Origin of the sequence: Anabaena cylindrica UHCC 0172, from assembly GCF_034931625.1 — a bacterium.
In the GTDB taxonomy this organism is placed as follows: Bacteria; Cyanobacteriota; Cyanobacteriia; order Cyanobacteriales; family Nostocaceae; genus Anabaena; species Anabaena cylindrica_A.
Genome location: NZ_JAYGGY010000014.1, coordinates 39,075 through 61,280, shown reverse-complemented (window position 1 = coordinate 61,280; position 22,206 = coordinate 39,075). Strand labels below are relative to the sequence as shown.

The following is a 22,206-nucleotide window of genomic DNA, read 5'->3' as shown; positions in this document are numbered from 1 at the left end:
ACTAGATACCTGGCATTTTTACTAAATATAAAATAATGCCAATTAGTGAACCTAAAATTAGTAATACACTGCTAAAGGAACTAAGCCCAAAACCAATAAATCGCTTTTCTGCTGCCTGATAATATCCCCAGGCATACGCAATCCTTCCTATTACCCACACTGTACCTAAAGCAGAAGCCCAAATTGGACTGATATAAATAGAGAACAACCATAAAGCAGGTAAAAATAAAATCAGTTGTTCTAAGGTATTTTGTTGAACGCGCAGCGCTCTTTCAAAATCTGGGTTTCCCGTTGTTTCAGGAGGGCTAATTTTATATTTAAATCTGGCTCTACCAACATTAATCGTGACTACAAAGTAAACAATCAGTGCCAGCACTGTCACAAGGCTAGTCCAAGGAGACATAAATTATTAAAAATTGAAAATTACTAAATAAATTATAGTGCATAATGATCATAATTTTGGCTCAAAGTCAACGCAACTGCGATATTTGTAATATTGATAAAAATGTACATTCCCAAACTAGGCGGGGTTGAGCATAACAAAGTAAATTTTTTCTAGTTTTTTCTAATTGTTCAATAATTTTGGGTTGATGTATTTGTTGCCAGTAAGATTGTTGTAGATAATCAATTAACCATAGTTGGGCTTCTGTATCTAATTCTTTATCAATTCGCTGGGCTAATTCTAAAGAATTGCGATAAGATTTAGGCGCTTTTGTTAGCTGTTGGAGTAATTCATTGGGAATTGTTTGTAATTGTTGGTAAGATGCGATCGCACTCCCCGGACTACCAGCGGCTAAACTCAATACTTCTGGATGTTGCAAAATCTCTTCATTCCCTGTCTGTGTCAGCACTTGAGCTACAGAGGCTGTATCTAGTCGATAAAAAGGAATCTTTTGACAACGGGAAACTAAGGTCGGTAAAACAGACTCAACAGAAGGTGCAATTAAAATTAATGTCGCTTGTCCCGGTTCTTCTAAGGTTTTGAGTAAAGCATTCGCAGCCGCTTCAGCCATTGTTTCTGCTTGTTCTAAAACCACCACGTTTCTCGGTGCTTCCAATGGTGGACGGGAAAGAAACTGAGTAATTTCTCGAATTTGTTCTAAGCGAATTACAGGAGGTGCTTTACGTTTTACTCCTTTTTCTGCTGCTTCTGCTGCTGTTAATCTTTGTCCTTGATATTGATAAGTTGGTTGTACCCAAAATAAGGAAGGGTGATTTCCTTGATGAATCCGATTTCTTAAAATGGGTATTTGCTGTGGTTCTACGGAACTGGAAAATAGCAATTCAATAAAACATTTAGCTGCTAAACTTCGTCCCACACCTTCAGCACCAACAAACATATAAGCTGGTGCAACGCGGTTTTGTTTCACAGATTGAGTTAATAATTCTATGGCGTGTTTTTGTCCTATTAATGATGCAAACATGATTTATAATTTTTAATTAGCAAGAAAAACCAAAATTTAATCACAATTCCTCTTAGTAACTGTCTTGATAATGTACGATAATACCTGTAAATTCCTAGCTGAAACATTTCCCACCGACTTTGCCACCTGGCTACTAGGCAAACCCATCCCCCTCACCAAACTCAAACCATCAGAACTATCAATAGAGCCTATTCGTGCCGATTCTGTCATCTTCTTACAATCATCAGAAATCATACTTCACTTAGAATTTCAAACCCAACCAGACCAAGAAATACCCTTTCGCATGGCAGACTATCGTCTGCGCTTACACCGGAAATTTCCCTACAAAGAGATTTGGCAAGTTGTAATTTATCTAACACGCAGCGATTTACCTTTAGTATTTCAAACCAGCTTTAAAACAGGCAAACTAAATCATGAATTTAACGTCATTAGATTATGGGAGCAACCCACCGAGATATTTCAACAATATCCAGGACTATTACCACTGGCAGTGTTGACCAAAACAGATGACCGTATCCAAACTTTAACAGAAGTAGCAAAACAGATTAATAATATTGAAGATAGAAGAGCAAAAAGTAATGTTTCTGCTGCCACAGCAATTATATCTGGGTTAGCATTAAAAAAAGAAATCATTCAAAGAATATTAAGGAGCGAAATTATGAAAGAATCAGTCATTTATCAAGAAATCCTCCTAGAAGGTGAAACCAAAGGCAAAGCTCAAGGTAAACTTGAGGGCAAAGCTGAGGGCAAAGCCGAAGAAAAAACTCGAATAGCCTTAAATATGCTCAATTCTGGTATTGCTATAGATTTAATTGCCCAAGTGACAGGACTGTCCTTAGAAGAAATCCAGAAATTGCAATAGTTAGCCGTGACCGAGTATCTTGTCTTTAATAATTAATTACTAATTAAAAAAGCGATCGCTCAAAATTCCTTTAATAGTCTGTTGCACAATGTCTGGACTGGAGTTTCCATCTACTCGGAAAATTCTGGCTGGGTAAGTTGCAGCTAACTCTGTATATCCTTTTTGGACGCGATGATGAAATGCGATCGCTTCTTGCTCTATTCTATCCAGTGTCGCTTCACTCCCACGCTTCCGTGCTAGTCCCACTTCTACATCTACATCTAGCCAAATAGTCAAGTCACTTTCTAACCCCCCAGTCGCAATATTATTCAGCTGATTAATTATACTCATACTCAAACCCCTGCCATAACCTTGATAGGCAATGGTAGAGTCGGTATAGCGATCGCATAAAATATATTTTCCAGCCGCTAAATTAGGTTTAAGTTCCTGCTCAATGTGTTGCGCTCTATCCGCAGCATACAACAATAATTCTGTCACTTCCCCAACTGGCTTATCCTCAGACTTTTCCAGCAATAATCGTCGCAAATGGGAACCCAACTCCGTTCCCCCCGGTTCACGAGTCAATAATACAGAGACACCTAGACTCTCTAACCACCGATAACACAGTTGCATCTGGGTAGTTTTACCGCAACCTTCCACACCTTCAAATACAATTAATTTACCACTCATGTTTTAAAATTTTTCCCCTACCAATTTTTTTACCCTTAGACCCAATATTTATGTCAAGTTCCCATAGTCCAGTCTCCCATCAGTTTGCATTCCAAAGTTTACCAAGAAGTATGACTACTTTGGAAACCTGGACTTTTGGCATTACTAACCATCTAAGTTGGCCTACATTAGTTGCAACAGTTCATGCGGACTTGGGAACTGAAGCTATTTTTGTTTGGGTTCCTGCTGTGATTGTGGGAATGTTAATCAATTATCAAGTTAAGCATCTAGGTAGGAATTTGCTAGATGTATCTGGTGGTACTCCTAACTACATAGCCCGGTTATGGAATGGCCACCCCATTCTCGCTCGTTATGCCGCAATTGGTTATCTCATATCCTGGCTTTCAGTTGTCCCACTTAATGCCGTCATCCTCACGGATATGATTAAATCTAATCTGGATATATTAGATATTGCCTGTCCAGAACTAATTTTCAAACTCGGCTTTACCATACTACCCTTTGTGATTGCCTTTAGTGGCAGTCGTGCCTTAAGTATTTTACATTTATTATTTTCACTACCAGCTTTACTTTTACTCTTATCATTTTGCCTCCAAGGATTAGGTTTTTTAGCTTTTTCTCCTGCTAGTCCCGGCTTTTTTCCTGAACATTGGTCATCAATAAGTTTTATAAATTGGGCTAAATGGTTCTTTTTTATCAGCTATACAGCCTATAGTTGTGAAACAGTTTCCTCCTTTGTCGCTGATAGTCGTCATCCCCGACAAACTTTAGAATTTCTGGATATTGCTGCTTGGTTAATGCTGCCCATTTTTATTGGTGGTTCTTGGGTAGTAATTCGTTTATCTAATTTGGGAGATTTGGGAGATAACACTTATCTTACCCTGGCGGTTGCTGCTGTGCCTTTTTGGGGAAACTTTGCCCCTATCACCATCACTTTTTTAGTAGCTGGGTGTTGTTTACTAGGTTCAACAACCGCAGTTTCTAATTCCCCCCGAATTATTTACCAGTTGGCTAAAGATCAGCATTTAGCAACAGTATTTTCTCTAGTTTCTCCTCGTGGAGTCTTTGGTTCAGCACTGGTTCTAAGTTTATGTCTTTGTATAATCTACTTTTTGTGGGGAGACATATCTCAAATCGTCATCGTCGGTAATGTGGCCTGGTTTGTCGCATTTATGCTCATGCACTTGGGATTATGGAGAAAACGCAATCAAGCAGATATATTGTGGCCAAAACTATCTTTAGTTTTTTATATCTTAGAAGTTGTAATTCTTGTAGTAACTGCCTATGCTTGGGGTTGGCAAGATTTTTTGGCAGGGTTATTAGCTCCCTTTTTTGTATTAGCGATTGATGCCTTTGTCCGTTACGTTCCCTTCCCTATTTTTCGTTCCCCTTGGTGGGTAAGGCTATATAAATCACAACGACGCACATCAGTCAAAGATTCCCTAGTTATACAAGTGGGGATGTTGATGTTCCTCCTATGCGGTGCAGTTTTAGCAGGTTGTGTATTTGTGTGGCTGTTGAATACACCTCCGAATACTACTACTAAAAATCTGATTGTCATCTTATTAATCACCGTAGCATTTGCGGGAGTTGCGATCGCTTGTTGGACAAGTTTACCGCAAGTGATGGCATTAGCAGAAGCACGGGAATCAGCCGAACACTTATTTACCATTGCCCAAGATGCTATTTTAGTAGTAGATGAACAAGGTATTATCCGTCAAGCAAACCCTGCAACAGCAGATTTTTTTGGTTCCAACCCATCGCAATTATTAGGACATCATCTCAAAAAATGTCTCCCTGAATTGCCTCAATATCCAGAAGAGTGGCAAAAGAGAGAAGAATATACCCTCCACCAAAATCATCAAATTAGAACTTTAGAAGTTTCCATCTCAGACCGACTCAATCAAGATTTTCAAGAATATGTTGTCATTATTCACGACATCACCCAACGCAAACAAGCAGAGGACATATTACGACAATCTGAAGCTCAATTAAGGCAAGAAGCACAACTATTAGCTACGCAATTGGTGCAAAGTGAAAAAATGTCTAGCTTAGGTCAATTAGTAGCAGGTGTAGCACATGAAATCAATAACCCAGTTAGCTTTATTTATGGTAATCTCACCCCAGCAAATCAATATATTCAAGATTTAATTAAACTGATCCAACTTTATCAGCAGCATTATCCCCAACCAAACCCAGAAATACAAAATCAAATAGAAACCATAGACTTAAATTTTGTTATAGCAGACCTACCTAAGTTATTACGTTCAATGGAAATTGGTTCTCAACGAATCAAAGAAATAGTATTATCTTTGCGAAACTTTTCCCGTTTAGATGAGGCAGAAATAAAAGCTGTAAATATCCATGAGGGAATTGATAGTACACTGCTAATTTTGCAAAACCGCATCAAAGCTACATCTGATAGTCCCGCAATTGAGGTAATTAAAAAATATGGTAACTTACCACCAGTAGAATGTTATGCGGGACAACTCAATCAGGTATTCATGAATATCTTAGCTAATGGAATTGATGCTTTAGAAGAGTCAATGATTAATGGCAAGCAAATTGAGAACCCAAAAATTAAAATTCAGACTGAAATCACTAAAGACAAACAAGTAATTATTCACATCAAAGATAATGGTTATGGCATTCCTGAAAATATTCAAAAGCGCTTATTTGAACCTTTCTTCACCACCAAAGCAGTAGGCAAAGGTACAGGTTTAGGTTTATCCATTAGCTACAAAATTATTACAGAAAAACATGGTGGTAATTTAAAATGTATTTCTGCTCCTGAACTGGGGACAGAATTTGTCATTACTATCCCCTTAAAACAACAAGAATTACCACCTGAATAATTTTCTTTCTTCTTCCTATCCCTACGGGACGCTACGCGAACGCGTTCTTTGCGTCTATCCCTACGGGACGCTGCGCGAATGCGGTTCATTTAGTCTGTATTCTCATCGTCAGAAAGTACCTGAATACTTACTTGTCAGCACAGTTATTTATCTAACTTTGTACAGTATTACTTGACTGATTAAATAACAAATCTCTTGATTTTTTGCTATCTAGAGCTTAATTTTTAAACTCCTCAGCTTTCTTGTAAGCACGGATTACGGCTGGACGGTTTTTTATGGTTTCAAACCAGCGTGAAATATGGGGAAAATCGTCTAGATTTTGACCTTGATTTTCATAAGGAACAATCCAAGGATAAATGGCAATATCAGCAATAGAATAATCACCTGCTACAAATTCTCTATCTGCAAGTCGCTTATCTAATACCGCATATAAACGTCCAGTTTCTTTGACGTAGCGATTAATAGCATACTCTATTTTTTCGGGAGCATATTGGCTAAAGTGATGGTTCTGTCCAGCCATTGGTCCTAAACCACCCATTTGCCAAAATAACCACTGGAGAACTTCCACACGTCCATGCACATCTTGAGGAATTAATTTCCCAGTTTTTTCTGCTAAATACAATAATATGGCTCCAGATTCAAAAATGGAAATTGGCGCACCTCCATTTACTGGTTCATGATCAACAATTGCGGGAATGCGATTATTAGGAGAAATTTTGAGAAAATCAGGCTGAAATTGATCACCAGCACCGATATTTATAGGAATGATGGTGTAGGGAATTTCTACTTCTTCCAAGAAAAGTGTGATCTTATGACCATTAGGAGTTGTCCAATAATAAAACTCAATCATCGCTTTTGATGCAAATTTATAGTACTAATTAAAATTGTATCTTAAAATACTTAAGCTCATTTTTGCCAGAAAAAGTTTGGGTTTAATAAACAATACCTTGTCCATTTTCTGTAGGTTGGGTTTCATGCTATTGCGTTGCAACGCTCACGCGAACAACCCAACCTACAAATAAAGACTTTTACCGCTTTTCAAACATCCTCTAAGAGAAGAAGACCGGAAACAGAGTAATGTATTACTAGGTTTATACCTAAATAATACACTGAATTAGCCGTGGTATTACTGTCAAGGGCCAGCAGTGACAATGACCAAATTTTCTGGTTGAATTAAATCTTCAATTGCTTTCTGCACTTGATTCATAGTTACTGCTTGAATGCGTTGAGGAAATTCGCGGATTTCTGCGGTTGATAATCCTGAAACAGCATTATTAAGAATGATGCTGGCTATTTCGCTAGGATTAGCCAAATCTACGGGGTAACTATTGGTAAGAGAACGTTTGGCTGTGTTAAATTCTGCTTCAGTTATACCTTGGTCACGGAATTGTTTAAGTAAAGCTATAGTACTAGCGATCGCTTTTTGAGTATCACCAGGTGCTGTCTGCATAGAAATCAAGAATGGGCCAGGATTGATTCCCGCAGCAAAACCACTGTATATACCATAGGTCAAACCTAAGCGATCGCGCACTTCTGTTCCCAAACGACTCGATAAGGTATCACCACCCAAAATCTGATTGAGAATCAGTGCTGCATAATAACGAGGATCTGTGCGCGAAATGCCATTGTAACCAAGGTAAGTAACAGCCTCAGATTTACCAGGAATTACTGGATTTAGCAGTTGAGTTTTTGACAACGATTTTACGGGATTGAAGCTAATAACAGGTGGTTTTCCCTGTGGTTGCCATTTCTCAAAAGCTTTATTTAACAAGGATTTAAGCTGCATTGGCTCAAAATCACCGACAAAAGTCAATGTTGTAGCATCCGGTCGATAGTGTGTTTGATAAAAACTCACCACATCTTCACGAGTGATATTTTGTAAACTCTCGACAGTGGGAAAACTGTGGAAAGGATGATTTTCTGGATAAATTGCTTGTTGAAAAACCCGTCTTCCTAGGGTTCTGGGGTCATCTAACTGGACTTTGAGACTGATTAATTCTCGTTGACGACTTAGTTCTAACTGGTCTGGGGGGAAGTTGGCATTCTGCACCACATCTGCTAAAGTTTCCACTAATATCGGCAAATTAGCTGATAATCCTTGACCACTAATGCTGAGTCCTTCACGATTAGCGCGGAAGTTTAAACTAGCTCCTCTATCTTCTAAAGTTTGCGCTAAGGTGAGAGCGTTTTGAGTTTGAGTTCCATTCATTAAGTTGGTAGCGGTCAAATTCGCTAAACCCGCTTTTTGATTACCATCAAATTCATTGCCAGCGTTAATCTGTCCACTAATATTGATGGTGGGTAGACTGGAATCTTTTAACAACAGCACCTTCAAGCCATTAGCTAAGGTAAAATTTTGTGGTAAAGATTGTTGGTTAGTGTTGGTAACTGATGTTGTCGGTGGCAGATATTTTGCTAGTTCTGCGGGGTCTACAGGTTGACCAGGACTAAAGTTTTCCGTAGTGCGTCCAGCAGCACCACTAGAAGTTCCTGGTTGACCATCTGCTTGAGTTGGTTCAAAGTAACCGATAGTTTGTTTGGCTGGGTTGAGATATTTTTTAGCGACTCGCTGGACATCTTGGGGAGTAACTTGAGCGATCGCACTCAAATACTTTTCTATATAATGATAGTCTCCAGCAATAACTTGGTTATACGCCAATTGACTAGCTTGACTGCTAATATCCTGATTATTCAAAATATAACCAGCTTGCAACTGGGTTTTGGCTCGGTTTAATTCTTCAGCAGTAACCGGTTGCTGTTGCAATTTCATCAAAGATGCTTGCAGTTCAGCCGTAATTTTGCTTAATTCTTGACCAGGTGCGGCTGTAGCACTAATATCATACCAACCCGGTTCTATCAGTTCCGCAGCAGAACCACTGACCGAACTAGCCAATCCTGATTCTATTAGAGCTTGATACAATCGAGAACTACGTCCACCTGTCAGAATAGCATCCATGACATCAATTGCCGGTACATCAGGATGTTTGATATCTGGTAAGGGATAGACAGCTTGGAATAGTGCAGCACTTCCTGATTGTTTGAGGACAATTGGCGTTTTTTGAACAGCATTAACCGCTGTCACCGCAGGAGAAACTTTCAAAGTCGTTTTTTCTCCTTTTGGCAATTTTCCAAAAGTTGCTTTGATAGATTTCAGTGTCTGTTTGGTGCTAAAATCACCTGTAACTACCAAAGTCGCATTATCAGGACTGTAGTAAGTTTGGTAATAATTGCGTACCTGCTCAAGCGTGAATTTTTCCACATCAGCTTTTGTTCCCCCCACTGGTAAACCGTAAGCACGGTTAGGGAAAGCGGCTTTTCTGACTTCTCGATCTAAACGATATTCTGGAGAGTTTTCATATCCTTGCAACTCAGAAATGACTACACGCTTTTCACTGGTTAGTTCCTCTGAGCCTATTAAAGCATTTTTCATGCGATCGCTTTCCAGAGTCAACAGTGCTTCTAACTTATCTCGCTGCACCGTCCCAAAATAAGCCGTTTCATCAAAACTAGTAAAAGCATTAAACTGACTACCCAAAGCACTAAATAACCTGCCAAATTGCACCGGACGGTCAGTAGTGCCTTTAAACATTAAATGTTCGAGTTGGTGAGAAATACCACTTTCTCCTTTTCCCTCATTGCGAGAACCAACCTTATACCAAACCTGCACACTTACCACAGGTGCAGTATGTACTTCTTTGGTTAATACAGTTAAGCCATTTTCTAAAACTGTTTTTTGCACCCCTTGGGTAAAAGAGAGTGCAGAAACAGGAGTAACTTCTGGTGTGGCAGCGTTGGTAAAATTGCCGGAAAGCGGCAAAACACTGAGAATCAGACTGAGACACAAACCTAAAAGCATATAAAAGCGCAGCTTCATAAGCGGTTAATTTGAAACAACAAAACCCCAGCTTTTGGGGTGAAAGATAAATTAGAAAATCTCTCTTTTGGGTGATGACAGGTATTTATCAACAGTTGAGAGGTGAAGGACTAAGCAGGTTTTGCTATTCCTCTAGTGTAGTCATGAAATTCTAGCGTGAAGAAAAAAACGAACGGCGGATGCTAGATTGGTTAGATAAATCACACCCAAACAGCTTATTTGCGAGAAATAGAAGAAATAGTAAATTAAAATAATCCCTAATTTGTAATTCGTAAACTTTTGTTATGAAAGAAATAACTGCCAATTATGACGAATCTTGGAAAAAAGCATTAACCGAGTACTTTGAAAGCTTCTTAATATTCTTTTTTCCTGAAGTCCATCAGTTAATTGATTGGACTCAAACGCCTAAATCCCTTGATAAAGAATTACAGGAAATTACAGCTTCATCAGAGACAGACAAACGTATTGCTGATCAACTTTATCAAGTTTGGTTACTTGACAAACGAGAAGTTTGGATATTAATTCATGTGGAAATTCAAAGCCAATATGAAGTAGAATTTGGGCAACGAATGTATATTTATAATTACCGTTCCTTTGATCTATATCACAAACCTGTAGTTAGTCTAGCTGTTCTAGGTGATGAAAGGAATAATTGGCGACCTAACACTTATGGTTATTCCCTTGGAGGGTGTGAAGTTAGTCTGAAATTTCCCATTGCTAAACTGCTGGACTATGAATCTTGTTGGCAAGAATTAGAATCAAGTGACAATCCCTTTGCTATCATAGTAATGGCACATTTAAAAACTAAAGCCACCACTGGTAATTTATCAGAAAGGGAACAATGGAAATGGATATTAATTCGCGGACTTTATGATAGAGGCTTAACAAAAGAACAAATTGTTAACCTCTTTAAAATCATTGACAAAATGATGACTTTACCTGAGCAATTACAGCGAAAGTTAGTGAATAAAATTAACAGTTTTGAGGAGGAAAGAAAAATGCCTTTTATCAGTCCTACAGAAGAACTAGCAATAGAACGCGGTAAAGAGATTGGTTTGTTAGAAAATGCTCGTAATAGTGTCAAAACTGTTTTGCAAACTCGACTGGGTGAGGTTTCTTTAGAGATTATAGTATCTTTAGGTCAGATTTCTAATCTATCTATTTTGGATGAAATGTTGAAGTTGGCAGTAACTGTTAATTCTTTGGATGATTTTAAACAGGCTTTGGAATTGGCGATATCGAAATAATTAATATTCCTGGCGAATAGAAGTCATGAATATACAAACAAAGTCCATCTTTCTCGTCTAGATGGATTTTGTCTATGTAGATGTAGTTTCTAAATTCCCTTTGAATACCAAATCCTATTTTCAAAACCCGCTTTTATAGGAAGTAAATCAACTTTAATTATATAGGACTTAGTCGTATTGTAGTTTTATGTATTTCTTCGTAATTTAGGCGAAGTAAAGGCATTTGAATTACAGTTCCATAAAGAGAAATAGTTCCTTGTTCCCATCCTAATATTGATTTTTTATAGATATCAGCTAAAAGATTATCCGCAATATTTTTAAATTCTACAAGACTTAAATTATTTTTGATTAAGTATTCTATAACACCGTTAAGGAGTTGAAGATTAACGACAGTAATATCATTTACTAATTTCCAAACAGATTCAGTTCCAATTCCAGACCGACATAACAGCACACTTACACTGTGAACTTCCTTAATTGGCGTTCTAAGTATATCTGATAGCACACGATCTCGTTCATGCTGTGGAAGATTTTGGAAGCGGTTAAGCTGTTCTATACCTTCTATCGAACGAGTTTCTATGGCTTGTGTCATTCTTGCACCTTGCGGTGGAATAGATGCTTTTGCCTGTATATGCAAAACTACATTTGATGTTGGTTGATAAACAAGAAGATCAAATTCACCCCTTAATTCACCATTACTCCAGTTTTGATTAGAGATAATTTCTAAATTTGATATTTTTTTAAATATGCACAAAGCTTGTTCTAAAAGCGTGGGTTCTAAATATTGTGAAACAATATTATTAAACATAGTGGGATTCCGTTTGTTAATAACATATAAAATATTTCTTGTGTGGAGCATTAGCCGAATAATATACGGGCTGAATAGGTAAGATTTCTCATAATTCAGCAATGGTGGAAAAAATCCTTCTCCATCAAGATTAAAACTATTATTTGAAACATCAACACTAAAAAATTTTAGTATAGTTTCAAAGGCAGAATCATTTACACCTGTTAACTCAGTTAATAAGCCTATAAAAAAAAATTTGTCATGCCATACTGCGATCCATTCCAAAAATTCATTGGATATTTCCTCTTGTCTTACACTATTATTTTCTCTTTTCCAAAGAAATTCCAGGGCATTTGCAATACCAATACTAAAATCTGCATACGCAATGAGTGCAGATCGAATCTTACAAAATTCATCCCAATTTACCCCGACAGAAATCTGAAAAGCTTTCGATTCTAAAAGCGGCATTTCTCGAAAATCATATAATCGATAATTAAACAAATATTTTAAAACTTCTAGCATTGAGTTAAGTTCAATATTAGGAAGATTTAATGCTAATGGGATAAAGATTGGATTGATATTAGATGGTGATTTGTTAGTGGCAAAAGCCAAGCTCAAATCTGTCAAAATAATATCATATTCTTCATATTTTGCAAATTGCTCACTAGAATGTATAAGCTCAAATCCTTCTGAAGTTTTTTGTACCTTGTAATAACCACGATGTACTTCAGGCATCAATTGACAAAAATGAGCATAAGATAATATCTGTGCTAATTCTTCGACATCTTTATCTTTTTCAATTGCTGAAATAGCATCAATTGCACTATTACCAATTTCTAAAGTGCAATTTTTAAGAAAAGGAATAAGATAAGAAAGTCTACTAATTAAAGTCTCTCCATCGGCTTGTCCTTTAGATATATTTCTTCCAAAACGACCACTTTGCATGAGATAATCGATTGTTCCAAAGAAGTTAGTTAGAACACTTCTCAGTGGTAATTGAAAGATTGGCGATTGAGCAATTTTATCATCAATTTCTTTCTCAAAGTTACATAGTTCTGTTTTATCAGACATTGTTTTTACCTTTTTACAATTGTCATTTAACCAAGGGAACTTGGATTTTTGGTAATGGTTTTAATGGGGTATTGATGGGAGAATAACGACAATAACAAATAACTACTGATTCAAAAGTACCCACAGGTAAATCTGGTACATATTCTTCTACCTTGGAAACTTCCCAATCACCAATTCTATAATGTGTACTTGCACCTGGAAATTGAGGATCTACATATTCTTCAATTTGACAAAATTCTTTGAGTCTATAACCTGGTTCGGGAATAGGCTTTTTAGAACCATCATAATGTTCAGCTAGGATATCAGTACAAGCCCCAGTATGAGATAGTAACATTTTTTCCCAGTTTTCTAACTGTCCTTTATCTGCTTTAAAAATAATATATTTACTCATTTTCTGATTCCTCATGATAATTAGGAAATTCTGTTTCACCTTCAAACACACAATCAACTTTGAGAATTTTATTATTAGTAGGTTCTACTTTCAATAATTCCCATCCGTATTTATCAGCCATTTCCTGACATTTATCTCTATCTGTTGCTGCGTGTCTGGAAATTTTTTCGTCTTCTGTCATGGTGATTTTACTTGTTGAGACTTTTTGTTTTCAGCGATCGCTCTCTTGACAATAACCTTAGCCAATTGAGTAACACTGAGAAACTCTCTGGTAGCCCAATCTTCTAAATATTTATATTCGTCTTCTTCTATGCGAATTGTCATTTGCGGTTTTTTGGAAGGCATATCTAACCATGATTCACTACTCCTAAATTATCGTTCTTATTAGTCTGATTGACTAATAATGAATTAAAGTAGTTATAGGTGAGTCACTTGTAATTATAATAGTAACAGGTAATCTATTTGTCAATCATATAAAAATCTGACATTATAGCTAAAATAATATAATTAATACCTGACATTATCCTAAAACCATCATGACTACCAATATCCTGGATAACATTGATCTGCGGACATTAGGTGAACTCCTACAGCAAGCCCGTAAAAAATGCAACATGACTCAAGCTGATGCAGCCAAAATTATTGATGCTGCACGCACCACCATGATCGCTATTGAAAAAGGAGAACGCCGTCTTAAAGCCAATGAACTGATTAAACTTGCTCGTGCTTACGGACGTTCTGTAAGTGAATTTGTGCGACAACGCCCAGTAGTTCAACCTTTTGAAGTGCAGTTTCGGGCAGTTTATCAACGCAGTCAAGAACAACAGACAGAAATTGAGCCATTTATCTCTCAATTAGAGGATTTATGTCAAAATTACCTAGAACTTGAGAAGATTATGGACGCGCCAATCCCGCGAAACTATCCTTTTGAGTATCAAGTAACAGATATGCCCATAAAATCTGCTGCGGAGAGTATAGCAGTAGCAGAGCGTCAACGCCTGGGTTTAGGTGATGCGCCTATTTCCCAACTGCGGGACATCCTAGAACAAGATGTGGGTTTACGGATCTTCTATTTGCAGATGCCGCAAAAATACTCAGAAGTATATAGCTATAACGAAGAAGTTGGCGGTTGTATGGCTATCAATGCTAATCATCCAGAAGAACGTCGGCGCTGGTCAATGGCGCATGGATATCTGCACTTTCTCGCACATCGGCAAAAACCTGAATTCCTTTTTGATGGACAGTATCAGCGAATGCCAGAAAGTGAGCAACTAGCGGAAACTTTCCCCAAATATTTCCTCATGCCTACCAGTGGATTGCTGAAGCGGTTTAATGATATGTACCGTACACATGGCAAATTTACGCCGACCAATCTATTTACACTAGCTCATTATTATGGTGTTTCTGTAGAAGCCCTAGTATATCGGTTAGAAGAAATGGAACTTCTACCTTCCGGAACTTGGGATAAATTGCGAGATAGAGGTTTAAAAGTCAGAAAGGTACAAGAGGAACTTGGCTTAGAACAAATCCCGCAAAGAATTGATCTAATGCCACTTCACTACCAGCATCTCGCAATTGAGGCATTAGATCAGGGTTTAATTACGGAAGGGCGTTTTGCTGAATTTCTCCATGTTGACCGCTTAGAAGCCCGTCGTATTGCCGAAGCATTACGGGAGTATTCAAGCGGAATGATGGAAGAAGATACGGATTTTGATTTGCGTCAAATCCAAACTGCTGGGAAGTGAAGAAAATATGCAAATTACTCACTCCCATATTTTGCTTGATGCTTGTTGTGTTCTCAACCTTTGTACATCAGGTCAATTTCTGGCAATTTTAAAATCTCTTCCGGCTGAAATTGTTGTGACTACAGTTGTACAAGAACGCGAATTAAAAACACTCCAACGACTTCAGGAACAAGAAAATGATGCTGTGTTAGAGTTTGAAGAAGCTATTCAACAGGGTTTACTAAAAGTTGTGGCTTTTGAGTCAGAAGAGGAAGCGGAATCTTTTGTAAATTATGCTGTTGACCTTGATGATGGCGAATCTGCAACTTGTGCGATCGCTGTTCATCGAGGATGGGCAATAGCGACTGATGATAGAAAAGCAATTTCATTTATTCAAAAAGAAGCGCCCTATATTCAGATTTTATCAACTCCAGAAATTATTAAACATTGGTCAGAAAAAGAAAGTATTGATTCCACAATATTAAGTCATGTACTCAATGCAATTCGGATTAAAGGGCATTATGTACCACCAAAAAATGATCCTCTGCGAAATTGGTGGCAAAATGCGTCTTAACCCAAATTCCGCAGATATGACTCCTATTACTAGGAATTTTGATGCATTTAATGTTTCCTATGCTTATTCAAAAACCCTTGTAGGGATGTGAATCCCTACCCATAGGTCTTGACAATCTTTGTGATCAGATGTCTATTAACGTGTAGCTTCCAACAAACGAGAAAAGTAGAAGCGAGTTCGAGTCATTGCTTGACGCTGTATTGTGAAGCCATTTTTTTCGAGGATTTTCACCACATCAGCTTCACGGTGTAAATAGGCACGAGTTGCTTTACTAGGGCCTGGAAAGAAACTACCAATTTTTTTGAGGATAGTCAGGAAACAGGTTTTAGGTGCAAAACTCAGAATAATGCGTGATTGTGCTAAAGAACACAAATGCGAAATCATCTCGTCTGCTTTTTCTTGGGGGTAGTGAATAAGAACATCTAAGCAAATGACAGTATGATAATTACCACTCAAAGATTCTAAATCCTGAACTGCGAAAGTAGGATTTGTAGAATTTGACAAAGCTTCTACACTTCTATCTTTGGCTTCTGACACCATTTTTTCGGAGATGTCGCTGGCGTAAACTGTAGCACCATCTGTTGCTAAGGGAATACTAAGACTACCCACACCACAACCAGCATCACAAATTGATAACTCTGCTAAATTGTTATCTGCTTTTAACCAGCCGATGACTGTATCCACAGTTTGCTGATGTCCAGTACGGATGTCTAACTGGACTTTGTTGACTTCACCATCACCATAGATGCGTTTCCAACGGTCAAAACCTGTGGAATTGAAGTATTCACGTACTATTGTTTTATCGTCGGCTGCGTTCATAAAGTTGATTATTGAAGTTCCCAATTCTTAGAATTATAAATTTTTTGAGCTAATTTTTCACTTAAAAAAGAGGAATATTTTTCACATCTGCTTTCACTCAGTAGATAATTGGGTTTCAACCTAATCATGGTTTATGGCTAAAACCCCACTCACAATCTTTATCATTGTTGATTTTGATTTAACCAACTTTCTAAATCATCGACTTTAGCAAAGTCTAATAATTCCACTCCCAAAGTTTCTAATTTCTCAAGTGGTAATTTTTGAATCTTCTCAATTAATGTCGATTGAATTTCGCCAAGCCGTCGATTTAATAGACGGATAATTAAAGATGTTTCTCCTTCAATTTTCCCTTCAATTTTCCCCTCTATTTTTCCTTCTTGAACCGCTAACTCTCGATCTTGTTGATACAATGGTGCTAATCTCATAATTATCTCCTTGTCTTCTGGTTCTTGACTCACTGCCAGATTTTTTTGCAGGTTATACAGCAATTCTAGCGTTACTCTCCGAAATGGGTGGTTTGCTGTTAATGCTGCTAGTTCTTCAATGGCTTGTTTCTGTACAGTTCCTCTTCCTAACATTCTAATCCAGAGGGTTGCTTCTGTTCGAGGTAGTTGGTGAATAACTACTATGGCTGTGCGTAGTGCTTTTCCTAAATAGTAGATCCCTGGTAAAGAGTCGGTTTCTAAAGTAGCGTTAAAACTGGATAATATTTCAGCAGAGGCTGTAGGTGTGAGTATCCATAATTTTGGATTTTCGGATTCTTGAAGATTGGTTTTATTGCGTTTGGCTTCTCTTTTTAAGGCTCCTTTTACTTCCAATAATTTTAACAAGCAATCGCAGATTTCATCGGCAGAAGCAGGATTGCGATATGGTTCAAATATGGCGGGTATAGATGCAAATTTACCTAATAAACCTAAGAGTTGTAAATTAGAATTTGCCTGGGGAGATGGAGAAAAATAAACGTCTATTTCCCTTACTTCTCCTGCAACGCGAGCAGGTGCTTGCACTTCTCCATAGTTTTTCAGGAGTTCTTCTAAATAGTCTTTGGCAAATTGGTCATGAATGAATCTCGTCATGTGATAATTTTATAATCTTTCCCAAGTCAATTCTTGTGTTTCTTCTTCATAATGCCAGCGTAATAAATTAGCAGGTTGATTTGAGGCAATTGTTGGTAAATTTATTGCTTTTCTGGGTGCGTCTGTGGCTAAAAATATAGCTTTTTCTACGTTACAAATTCCCCATTTGACTAAGTTTTGTACTCCCGTTAATAGGGGTAAAGTTGTGCCTGATAAAGTGCCATCAAATAATCTGGCTGTACCGTTAATAATTTCAATTTGCCGATCATCCCAAGGATACACGCCATCTGGTAATCCTAATGGTGCGAGGGCATCACTGACAAGAAATAAGCCTTTGCTGGCACGGAGAAGAATTTCTAACATGGTAGGGACTACGTGCTGTCCATCGGCAATAAAACTACACATCACATCGGGATTGTTCATGGCTGCACCTAGTAAGCCTGGTTCACGGTGATGTAATGGTGGCATGGCATTAAAAGCATGGGTGAGCATTGTTGCACCTTGTTCAAAGGCGTTTTGTGCTTGTTCTGCTGTGGCTTGGGAGTGTCCTAAACTGACTGTGATGCCTAATGAATGTAAATATGGGATGACTTTACCGGTGGGATCTAATTCTGGTGCTAAGGTGATGACTTTGACAACGGAGGCATAATCACCTAAAACCCGCTTAACTTCATTCATGGTTAGGGGTAGGAGGTATTCTGCTGGATGTGCGCCACGTTTACCGTAGTTCAAAAATGGTCCTTCGAGATGGACTCCGAGAATTTTCGCGCCTGAGTTTTGGGTATAGTTAGAGATGACTGCGAGCGATCGCTGTATATTTTCTACAGAAGTTGTCACTAAGGTTGGTAAATAGCCATCAACACCCACATTCCACAAATATTGGGAGATATCTTCGAGCATATCGGCGTTTTTAACTGTCAAATCAGGAAACGCCAAACCTAGTCCACCGTTAATTTGCAAATCAACGCCACCGTGGGAAATCCAGTCGCCGGCAAAATCTAAAATTTGTAAGTCTTCTGGTGTCACTCGTCTACAGACTTTACCCATTGGCAGAATTTGCTCAATTATGCCGTCTTCATTCACCCAGATCATCTGTAAGTCTTGATAACCGGGTACTCGTACATTGATAATATCTACGTTTGTCAGGATGGAATTTGGTGTTGCTTTGGTCATTACCCTAGCCAGAAAAAGCTGAACCTCAACCGATTGTAGATGGAAGCATCGACAATTAATCTAAAATCTAAAATTCTATGAGTCTTCAAGTTGGTATTATCATGGGCAGTGATTCAGATTTGCCTACAATGAAAGATGCGATCGCAGTTTGTGAGGAATTTGGTGTTGAATGCGAAATAGCGATCGTTTCTGCCCATCGTACCCCAGAACGCATGGTGGAATATGCCCAAACAGCACACCAACGCGGTATTAAAGTCATTATCGCAGGTGCTGGTGGTGCGGCTCACCTCCCTGGTATGGTAGCATCTTTAACCCCCCTCCCTGTGATTGGTGTCCCCGTAGCTACCCGCAATTTACAGGGTGTGGATTCTTTATATTCAATTGTACAAATGCCAGCGGGAATACCCGTAGCTACAGTAGCCATTGGTAATGCTAAAAATGCCGGACTTCTAGCAGTGCAGATTCTCGCTACTCACCAACCAGAATTACTGCAAAAAATCCTGGAATATCGCCAAAGCCTATGTGATATGGTCATGGACAAACAAGCCAAACTAGAACAACTTGGCTATCATCAGTATTTACAGCAGATGTCTTGATAGGGAACAAAGGAAGAAATAGCCACGAAAAATCAAGGTTTTCAGCACTGTAAAAATCCTAGTTCCTTTACTTCATTCAGGACGCTTCGCGTTTTAATTATGGGGATTTTTCCGTTAAGAGTTCCCTCTTAATCGCTTACATCCCCTACCTGCAAAACGCTAAGGAAGGAGAATCACTCGAATTTAGTTAAATCTGGAACAGCTTGTCAGTAAAAACCAATAGGTCATAAATTTTTTATATAAAAAATACCCAAATTATTATTTTTTCAAATATTTAATATTTAAGTCCTTTTTAATTAGATATAGATAAGGCTAAATCCTTGTATTGCAAGGGATACATTCACCTTGACCTTGATTCCAGAGTGGATAATTTATATCAAAAACATGAAAATGTATTTTTTGATACAGAATTTATTTCTAAATTAAATAGAAAATCAATCAAATTTATTGAAGAACGGTTTCATTAAATTAAATCAGGAATTTACAGATTAATTCCTGAAGCAATTACATCTAAATTTTCCCTTAATTAGGGTTAATTAACTAAATTTCGCCTGTAATTTGCACCTTGATCGATAATCAACTTTCATGATAGTTAGGGGATAAATCATGGAAGAAATATTCTGTTTTCTATGTCTCAAACTGACAATTTTTATTACAAATCAACAGGTTTGAGCCAAAATAGAATCCATTTTTGAAACATAAATTATTGAGGCAGTGATTTTTCAGATTTAGCGGTAAAAACATTGTTTAATGTTTCTAGAATTAATTAATTTCTGTCAGCTTCTGAAAAACATCAATCAAGGCTTTACTCGCAGGAAAAACAGCAATGAATAAACGTACTCGACCCTTGTACCGCCTACTAGCACTAGCTATAGGTTCAATGGTGTTTGCAATTTTTGCTCCCACAGTTGTTCAAGCAGCAGATCCACCAACAATTCAATCTTTAGCGGAAACAACAACCAAATTACAAATTTCTATTGATACTACCTGGGTATTACTCACAGGGTTTCTAGTATTTTTCATGCAAACTGGCTTTTCGATGTTAGAAGCAGGTTTGCTCCGTCAAAGAGGTGTAGTTAACGCCTTATTAGAAAACTTCGTTGATGCTGCTGTCACCATCTTAGTTTGGTGGGGAGTTGGTTTTGGGATTGCCTTCGGTACAAGTGCTGGTGGTTTTATTGGTACAGATACCTTTTTCCTCAGTCAGTTACCAACTGATGGAGCCTTCCCCGGTGGTGGTGTACCAGGTATAGCTTCTGAACTCAATGCTTACACCTTGTTCTTCTTCCAGTTTGCTTTCGCTGCTACTGCCAGTACAATCACAACTGGTTCAATGGCGGGAAGAACAGATTTCATCGGTGACTTAATCTATAGTGCTGTCATGGGTGCATTCAGTTACCCAATTATTGTTCACTGGGTTTGGAACGCGGACGGCTGGTTAGCCAAAATGAGTTTCCATGACTTTGCTGGTAGTTCTGTAGTTCACAGTGTTGGTGGTTGGACAGCTATAGTTGGTGCGTATTTGCTAGGCCCCCGTCCTGGACGTACTCCTTGGGGACAAATTCCTCCAGCACATAATTTAGGTTTAGCAGCCTTGGGAACCATGATTTTGTGGTTTGGTTGGTATGGGTTCAACCCTGGTTCAACTCTCGGTACTGGTAATCCTGGCTTGATTGGGTTAGTAACACTCAATACTACCCTTGGTGCTGGTGCAGGCGCTCTTGCGGCAATGTTTTACCAATACTTCCGTTCCCGTAAATGGGATTTAGTTTATTGTCTTAATGGTTCTTTAGCCGGACTTGTGGGGATTACAGCGGGTTGTGCTTTTGTTGCACCTTGGGCTGCGGTTTTAATTGGGTTAACCGGTGGAATTTTAGTAGTTTTAGGAATTGATTTCATTGAATCAATGCATATTGATGACCCTGTAAGTGCATTTGCTGTTCACGGTATCAATGGCATGATGGGTACTCTGGCTATAGGTTTCTTGGGTCAGCCAGAATTAACTCTGAACAAAAAAGCTGGGTTATTGTTAGGCGGTGGCTTTGATTTGCTGGGTGTGCAAATTTTGGGTGTAGTTGCGATCGCTATTTTCACCGTTGCTTTTGCCTTTTTGATGTTCGGTGGACTCAAAGCAATTGGCCACCTGCGTGTTGATTCTGAAGCCGATAAAATCGGTATTGATGCTTATGAACACGGCGCTACTGTCTGGCCTGATGTCTATGCAGTTGAGCAGTTTGTTGAAGAAGAAGAAAAATATCGCTCTCATCAGCCAGGAATTGGTGCTGTTGAAGGTGAATAATTTACTACTTTGGTTAGGTAAGCGTAATCAACCAATTACCTAACTCAAGTTGCTAGTTATCTAGTTGATAACGGTAATGGGTCATTGGTCATTAGTGAATAATTTTCTGTTTTAATCCTGTAAATCCTTAAATCCTGGATATCCTGATTCAGACATTTTCCCTAACTAGCAACTTACGTTACCTAACAAATATAGAGACGTTCCGTGAACGTCTCTAAAATGATTCTAGAAGCATAATTTATTTCAATATATTTTTTTTGGAAAATTGTCAACTATAGCTTTTTTAGCAATAATTAGCCTATATTCTCAATATTATTGATATTATTCTCAATAATTTAACGAAAATACGTTTTTACAGCCATTGATAATTACCTATTGACATTTTGTGATATTCTTAGTCTAAAATCTGCTTGGGCTTTTTTGCTGTTTGATAAAGAAACAGTCAGTAGAGACATTACTCTGCGGTAAACGTCTCTACGATTGAATTACCAATCACCTATCTTATTTTCATCCCAGATTTCCAACTTTAATTCTTGGAGATAGGTTAGCCCGAATTGAATTTGCACTGCTGTACCTTCTAAATCTAGGTCAAACCAACCATCACCGACTGCATCACGTCCCAGAATAGCTGCCTTAATATTCACAGTCAGTCCATAGTCAGATATTAAACGAGAAATCACAGGTTCTTGATGATAGTCTTGAGGAATCCTCAATCGAATCCCTTTATGGGTAAGCGCATTGTCACTAGCCATAAAAATCTCCTGCAAA

The 22,206-nt window shown here is 38.1% G+C and carries 19 protein-coding genes and 1 pseudogene; 7 read left to right on the top strand and 13 right to left on the bottom strand.

The genetic code is table 11. The features are described 5' to 3' along the window. Position 1 precedes the first annotated feature (1 nt). Positions 2–403, bottom strand: coding sequence for an MAPEG family protein (locus VB713_RS06265; RefSeq protein WP_323310714.1), 402 nt, complete (start codon positions 401–403; stop codon positions 2–4). Between the two features lie 67 nt (positions 404–470). Then, positions 471–1,424 carry a DNA polymerase III subunit delta' gene (gene holB, locus VB713_RS06260; RefSeq protein ID WP_323310713.1) on the bottom strand — a complete coding sequence of 318 codons (954 nt, stop codon included), beginning with the start codon at positions 1,422–1,424 and terminating at the stop codon, positions 471–473. Between the two features lie 70 nt (positions 1,425–1,494). Here holB and VB713_RS06255 point away from each other — a divergent pair, with 70 nt between their 5' ends. After that, positions 1,495–2,286 carry an Rpn family recombination-promoting nuclease/putative transposase gene (locus VB713_RS06255; protein ID WP_323310712.1) on the top strand — a complete coding sequence of 264 codons (792 nt, stop codon included), beginning with the start codon at positions 1,495–1,497 and terminating at the stop codon, positions 2,284–2,286. A gap of 39 nt (positions 2,287–2,325) precedes the next feature. Here VB713_RS06255 and tmk read toward each other — a convergent pair whose 3' ends face one another. Beyond that, positions 2,326–2,955 (bottom strand): dTMP kinase, encoded by a 630-nt coding sequence (gene tmk / locus VB713_RS06250; protein WP_323310711.1) that lies wholly within the window; start codon positions 2,953–2,955, stop codon positions 2,326–2,328. 50 nt (positions 2,956–3,005) lie between these two features. On the opposite strand from tmk, the gene VB713_RS06245 reads away from it, so the two are divergent. Further along, positions 3,006–5,807, top strand: a complete 2,802-nt coding sequence (locus VB713_RS06245; RefSeq protein WP_416242411.1) for an amino acid permease — start codon at positions 3,006–3,008, stop codon at positions 5,805–5,807. A 151-nt stretch (positions 5,808–5,958) separates the two neighbouring features. Here the strand turns inward: VB713_RS06245 and VB713_RS06240 are convergent. Both VB713_RS06240 and VB713_RS06235 read right to left on the bottom strand, forming a co-directional pair. Beyond that, a pseudogene (locus VB713_RS06240) lies at positions 5,959–6,657 on the bottom strand (glutathione binding-like protein). A 282-nt stretch (positions 6,658–6,939) separates the two neighbouring features. Then, positions 6,940–9,663, bottom strand: a complete 2,724-nt coding sequence (locus VB713_RS06235) for a pitrilysin family protein (protein ID WP_323310728.1) — start codon at positions 9,661–9,663, stop codon at positions 6,940–6,942. A 302-nt stretch (positions 9,664–9,965) separates the two neighbouring features. On the opposite strand from VB713_RS06235, the gene VB713_RS06230 reads away from it, so the two are divergent. Beyond that, positions 9,966–10,928: a hypothetical protein gene (locus VB713_RS06230; protein ID WP_323310709.1), complete on the top strand. Its 963-nt coding sequence runs from the start codon at positions 9,966–9,968 to the stop codon at positions 10,926–10,928. Positions 10,929–11,085: 157 nt separating this feature from the next. Here VB713_RS06230 and VB713_RS06225 read toward each other — a convergent pair whose 3' ends face one another. Genes VB713_RS06225 through VB713_RS06210 form a run of 4 tightly spaced genes read right to left on the bottom strand, consistent with a single transcriptional unit; the run spans position 11,086 to position 13,522 of the window. Further along, positions 11,086–12,786, bottom strand: coding sequence for a hypothetical protein (locus tag VB713_RS06225; protein WP_323310708.1), 1,701 nt, complete (start codon positions 12,784–12,786; stop codon positions 11,086–11,088). Between the two features lie 22 nt (positions 12,787–12,808). Further along, the gene (locus VB713_RS06220) at positions 12,809–13,177 is read right to left on the bottom strand and encodes a hypothetical protein (protein WP_323310707.1); all 369 of its coding nucleotides are present in this window, start codon (positions 13,175–13,177) and stop codon (positions 12,809–12,811) included. Further along, positions 13,170–13,358 (bottom strand): hypothetical protein, encoded by a 189-nt coding sequence (locus tag VB713_RS06215; protein ID WP_190713494.1) that lies wholly within the window; start codon positions 13,356–13,358, stop codon positions 13,170–13,172. Before VB713_RS06215 ends, VB713_RS06220 begins: the two co-directional genes overlap by 8 nt. Continuing rightward, on the bottom strand, positions 13,355–13,522 hold the full coding sequence (locus tag VB713_RS06210) for a hypothetical protein (protein WP_323310706.1): 168 nt from the start codon (positions 13,520–13,522) through the stop codon (positions 13,355–13,357). The genes VB713_RS06215 and VB713_RS06210 overlap by 4 nt, the downstream gene beginning before the upstream one ends. A 191-nt stretch (positions 13,523–13,713) precedes the next feature. Here VB713_RS06210 and VB713_RS06205 point away from each other — a divergent pair, with 191 nt between their 5' ends. Next, the gene (locus VB713_RS06205) at positions 13,714–14,922 is read left to right on the top strand and encodes an XRE family transcriptional regulator (RefSeq protein ID WP_323310705.1); all 1,209 of its coding nucleotides are present in this window, start codon (positions 13,714–13,716) and stop codon (positions 14,920–14,922) included. Positions 14,923–14,929: 7 nt separating this feature from the next. After that, entirely contained in the window at positions 14,930–15,475 is a 546-nt protein-coding gene (locus tag VB713_RS06200) for a hypothetical protein (protein WP_323310704.1), read from the top strand. 135 nt (positions 15,476–15,610) lie between these two features. Here VB713_RS06200 and bchM read toward each other — a convergent pair whose 3' ends face one another. From bchM to nagA, 3 genes are all read right to left on the bottom strand, one after another. Further along, the gene (bchM, locus tag VB713_RS06195; RefSeq protein ID WP_323310703.1) at positions 15,611–16,294 is read right to left on the bottom strand and encodes a magnesium protoporphyrin IX methyltransferase; all 684 of its coding nucleotides are present in this window, start codon (positions 16,292–16,294) and stop codon (positions 15,611–15,613) included. 161 nt (positions 16,295–16,455) lie between these two features. Beyond that, on the bottom strand, positions 16,456–17,370 hold the full coding sequence (locus VB713_RS06190; RefSeq protein ID WP_323310702.1) for a DUF4351 domain-containing protein: 915 nt from the start codon (positions 17,368–17,370) through the stop codon (positions 16,456–16,458). A gap of 9 nt (positions 17,371–17,379) precedes the next feature. Then, positions 17,380–18,543 (bottom strand): N-acetylglucosamine-6-phosphate deacetylase, encoded by a 1,164-nt coding sequence (gene nagA / locus VB713_RS06185; RefSeq protein WP_323310701.1) that lies wholly within the window; start codon positions 18,541–18,543, stop codon positions 17,380–17,382. A 77-nt stretch (positions 18,544–18,620) separates the two neighbouring features. Here nagA and purE point away from each other — a divergent pair, with 77 nt between their 5' ends. Together purE and VB713_RS06175 are read left to right on the top strand one after the other, a co-directional pair. Beyond that, on the top strand, positions 18,621–19,139 hold the full coding sequence (purE, locus tag VB713_RS06180) for a 5-(carboxyamino)imidazole ribonucleotide mutase (RefSeq protein WP_323310700.1): 519 nt from the start codon (positions 18,621–18,623) through the stop codon (positions 19,137–19,139). 826 nt (positions 19,140–19,965) lie between these two features. Beyond that, complete coding sequence (locus tag VB713_RS06175) at positions 19,966–21,438, top strand: ammonium transporter (protein WP_323310699.1); 1,473 nt, start codon at positions 19,966–19,968, stop codon at positions 21,436–21,438. A gap of 485 nt (positions 21,439–21,923) precedes the next feature. Here the strand turns inward: VB713_RS06175 and VB713_RS06170 are convergent, their stop codons facing one another. Beyond that, positions 21,924–22,190, bottom strand: coding sequence for an NIL domain-containing protein (locus VB713_RS06170; protein WP_323310698.1), 267 nt, complete (start codon positions 22,188–22,190; stop codon positions 21,924–21,926). Positions 22,191–22,206: the final 16 nt, after the last annotated feature.

Coding starts and splice junctions, on each gene's coding strand:
- VB713_RS06265 (WP_323310714.1), bottom strand. CDS start 403: ATGTCTCCTTGGACTAGCCTTGTGACAGTGCTGGCACTGATTGTTTAC.
- holB (WP_323310713.1), bottom strand. CDS start 1,424: ATGTTTGCATCATTAATAGGACAAAAACACGCCATAGAATTATTAACT.
- VB713_RS06255 (WP_323310712.1), top strand. CDS start 1,495: ATGTACGATAATACCTGTAAATTCCTAGCTGAAACATTTCCCACCGAC.
- tmk (WP_323310711.1), bottom strand. CDS start 2,955: ATGAGTGGTAAATTAATTGTATTTGAAGGTGTGGAAGGTTGCGGTAAA.
- VB713_RS06245 (WP_416242411.1), top strand. CDS start 3,006: ATGTCAAGTTCCCATAGTCCAGTCTCCCATCAGTTTGCATTCCAAAGT.
- VB713_RS06235 (WP_323310728.1), bottom strand. CDS start 9,663: ATGCTTTTAGGTTTGTGTCTCAGTCTGATTCTCAGTGTTTTGCCGCTT.
- VB713_RS06230 (WP_323310709.1), top strand. CDS start 9,966: ATGAAAGAAATAACTGCCAATTATGACGAATCTTGGAAAAAAGCATTA.
- VB713_RS06225 (WP_323310708.1), bottom strand. CDS start 12,786: ATGTCTGATAAAACAGAACTATGTAACTTTGAGAAAGAAATTGATGAT.
- VB713_RS06220 (WP_323310707.1), bottom strand. CDS start 13,177: ATGAGTAAATATATTATTTTTAAAGCAGATAAAGGACAGTTAGAAAAC.
- VB713_RS06215 (WP_190713494.1), bottom strand. CDS start 13,358: ATGACAGAAGACGAAAAAATTTCCAGACACGCAGCAACAGATAGAGAT.
- VB713_RS06210 (WP_323310706.1), bottom strand. CDS start 13,522: ATGCCTTCCAAAAAACCGCAAATGACAATTCGCATAGAAGAAGACGAA.
- VB713_RS06205 (WP_323310705.1), top strand. CDS start 13,714: ATGACTACCAATATCCTGGATAACATTGATCTGCGGACATTAGGTGAA.
- VB713_RS06200 (WP_323310704.1), top strand. CDS start 14,930: ATGCAAATTACTCACTCCCATATTTTGCTTGATGCTTGTTGTGTTCTC.
- bchM (WP_323310703.1), bottom strand. CDS start 16,294: ATGAACGCAGCCGACGATAAAACAATAGTACGTGAATACTTCAATTCC.
- VB713_RS06190 (WP_323310702.1), bottom strand. CDS start 17,370: ATGACGAGATTCATTCATGACCAATTTGCCAAAGACTATTTAGAAGAA.
- nagA (WP_323310701.1), bottom strand. CDS start 18,543: ATGACCAAAGCAACACCAAATTCCATCCTGACAAACGTAGATATTATC.
- purE (WP_323310700.1), top strand. CDS start 18,621: ATGAGTCTTCAAGTTGGTATTATCATGGGCAGTGATTCAGATTTGCCT.
- VB713_RS06175 (WP_323310699.1), top strand. CDS start 19,966: ATGAATAAACGTACTCGACCCTTGTACCGCCTACTAGCACTAGCTATA.
- VB713_RS06170 (WP_323310698.1), bottom strand. CDS start 22,190: ATGGCTAGTGACAATGCGCTTACCCATAAAGGGATTCGATTGAGGATT.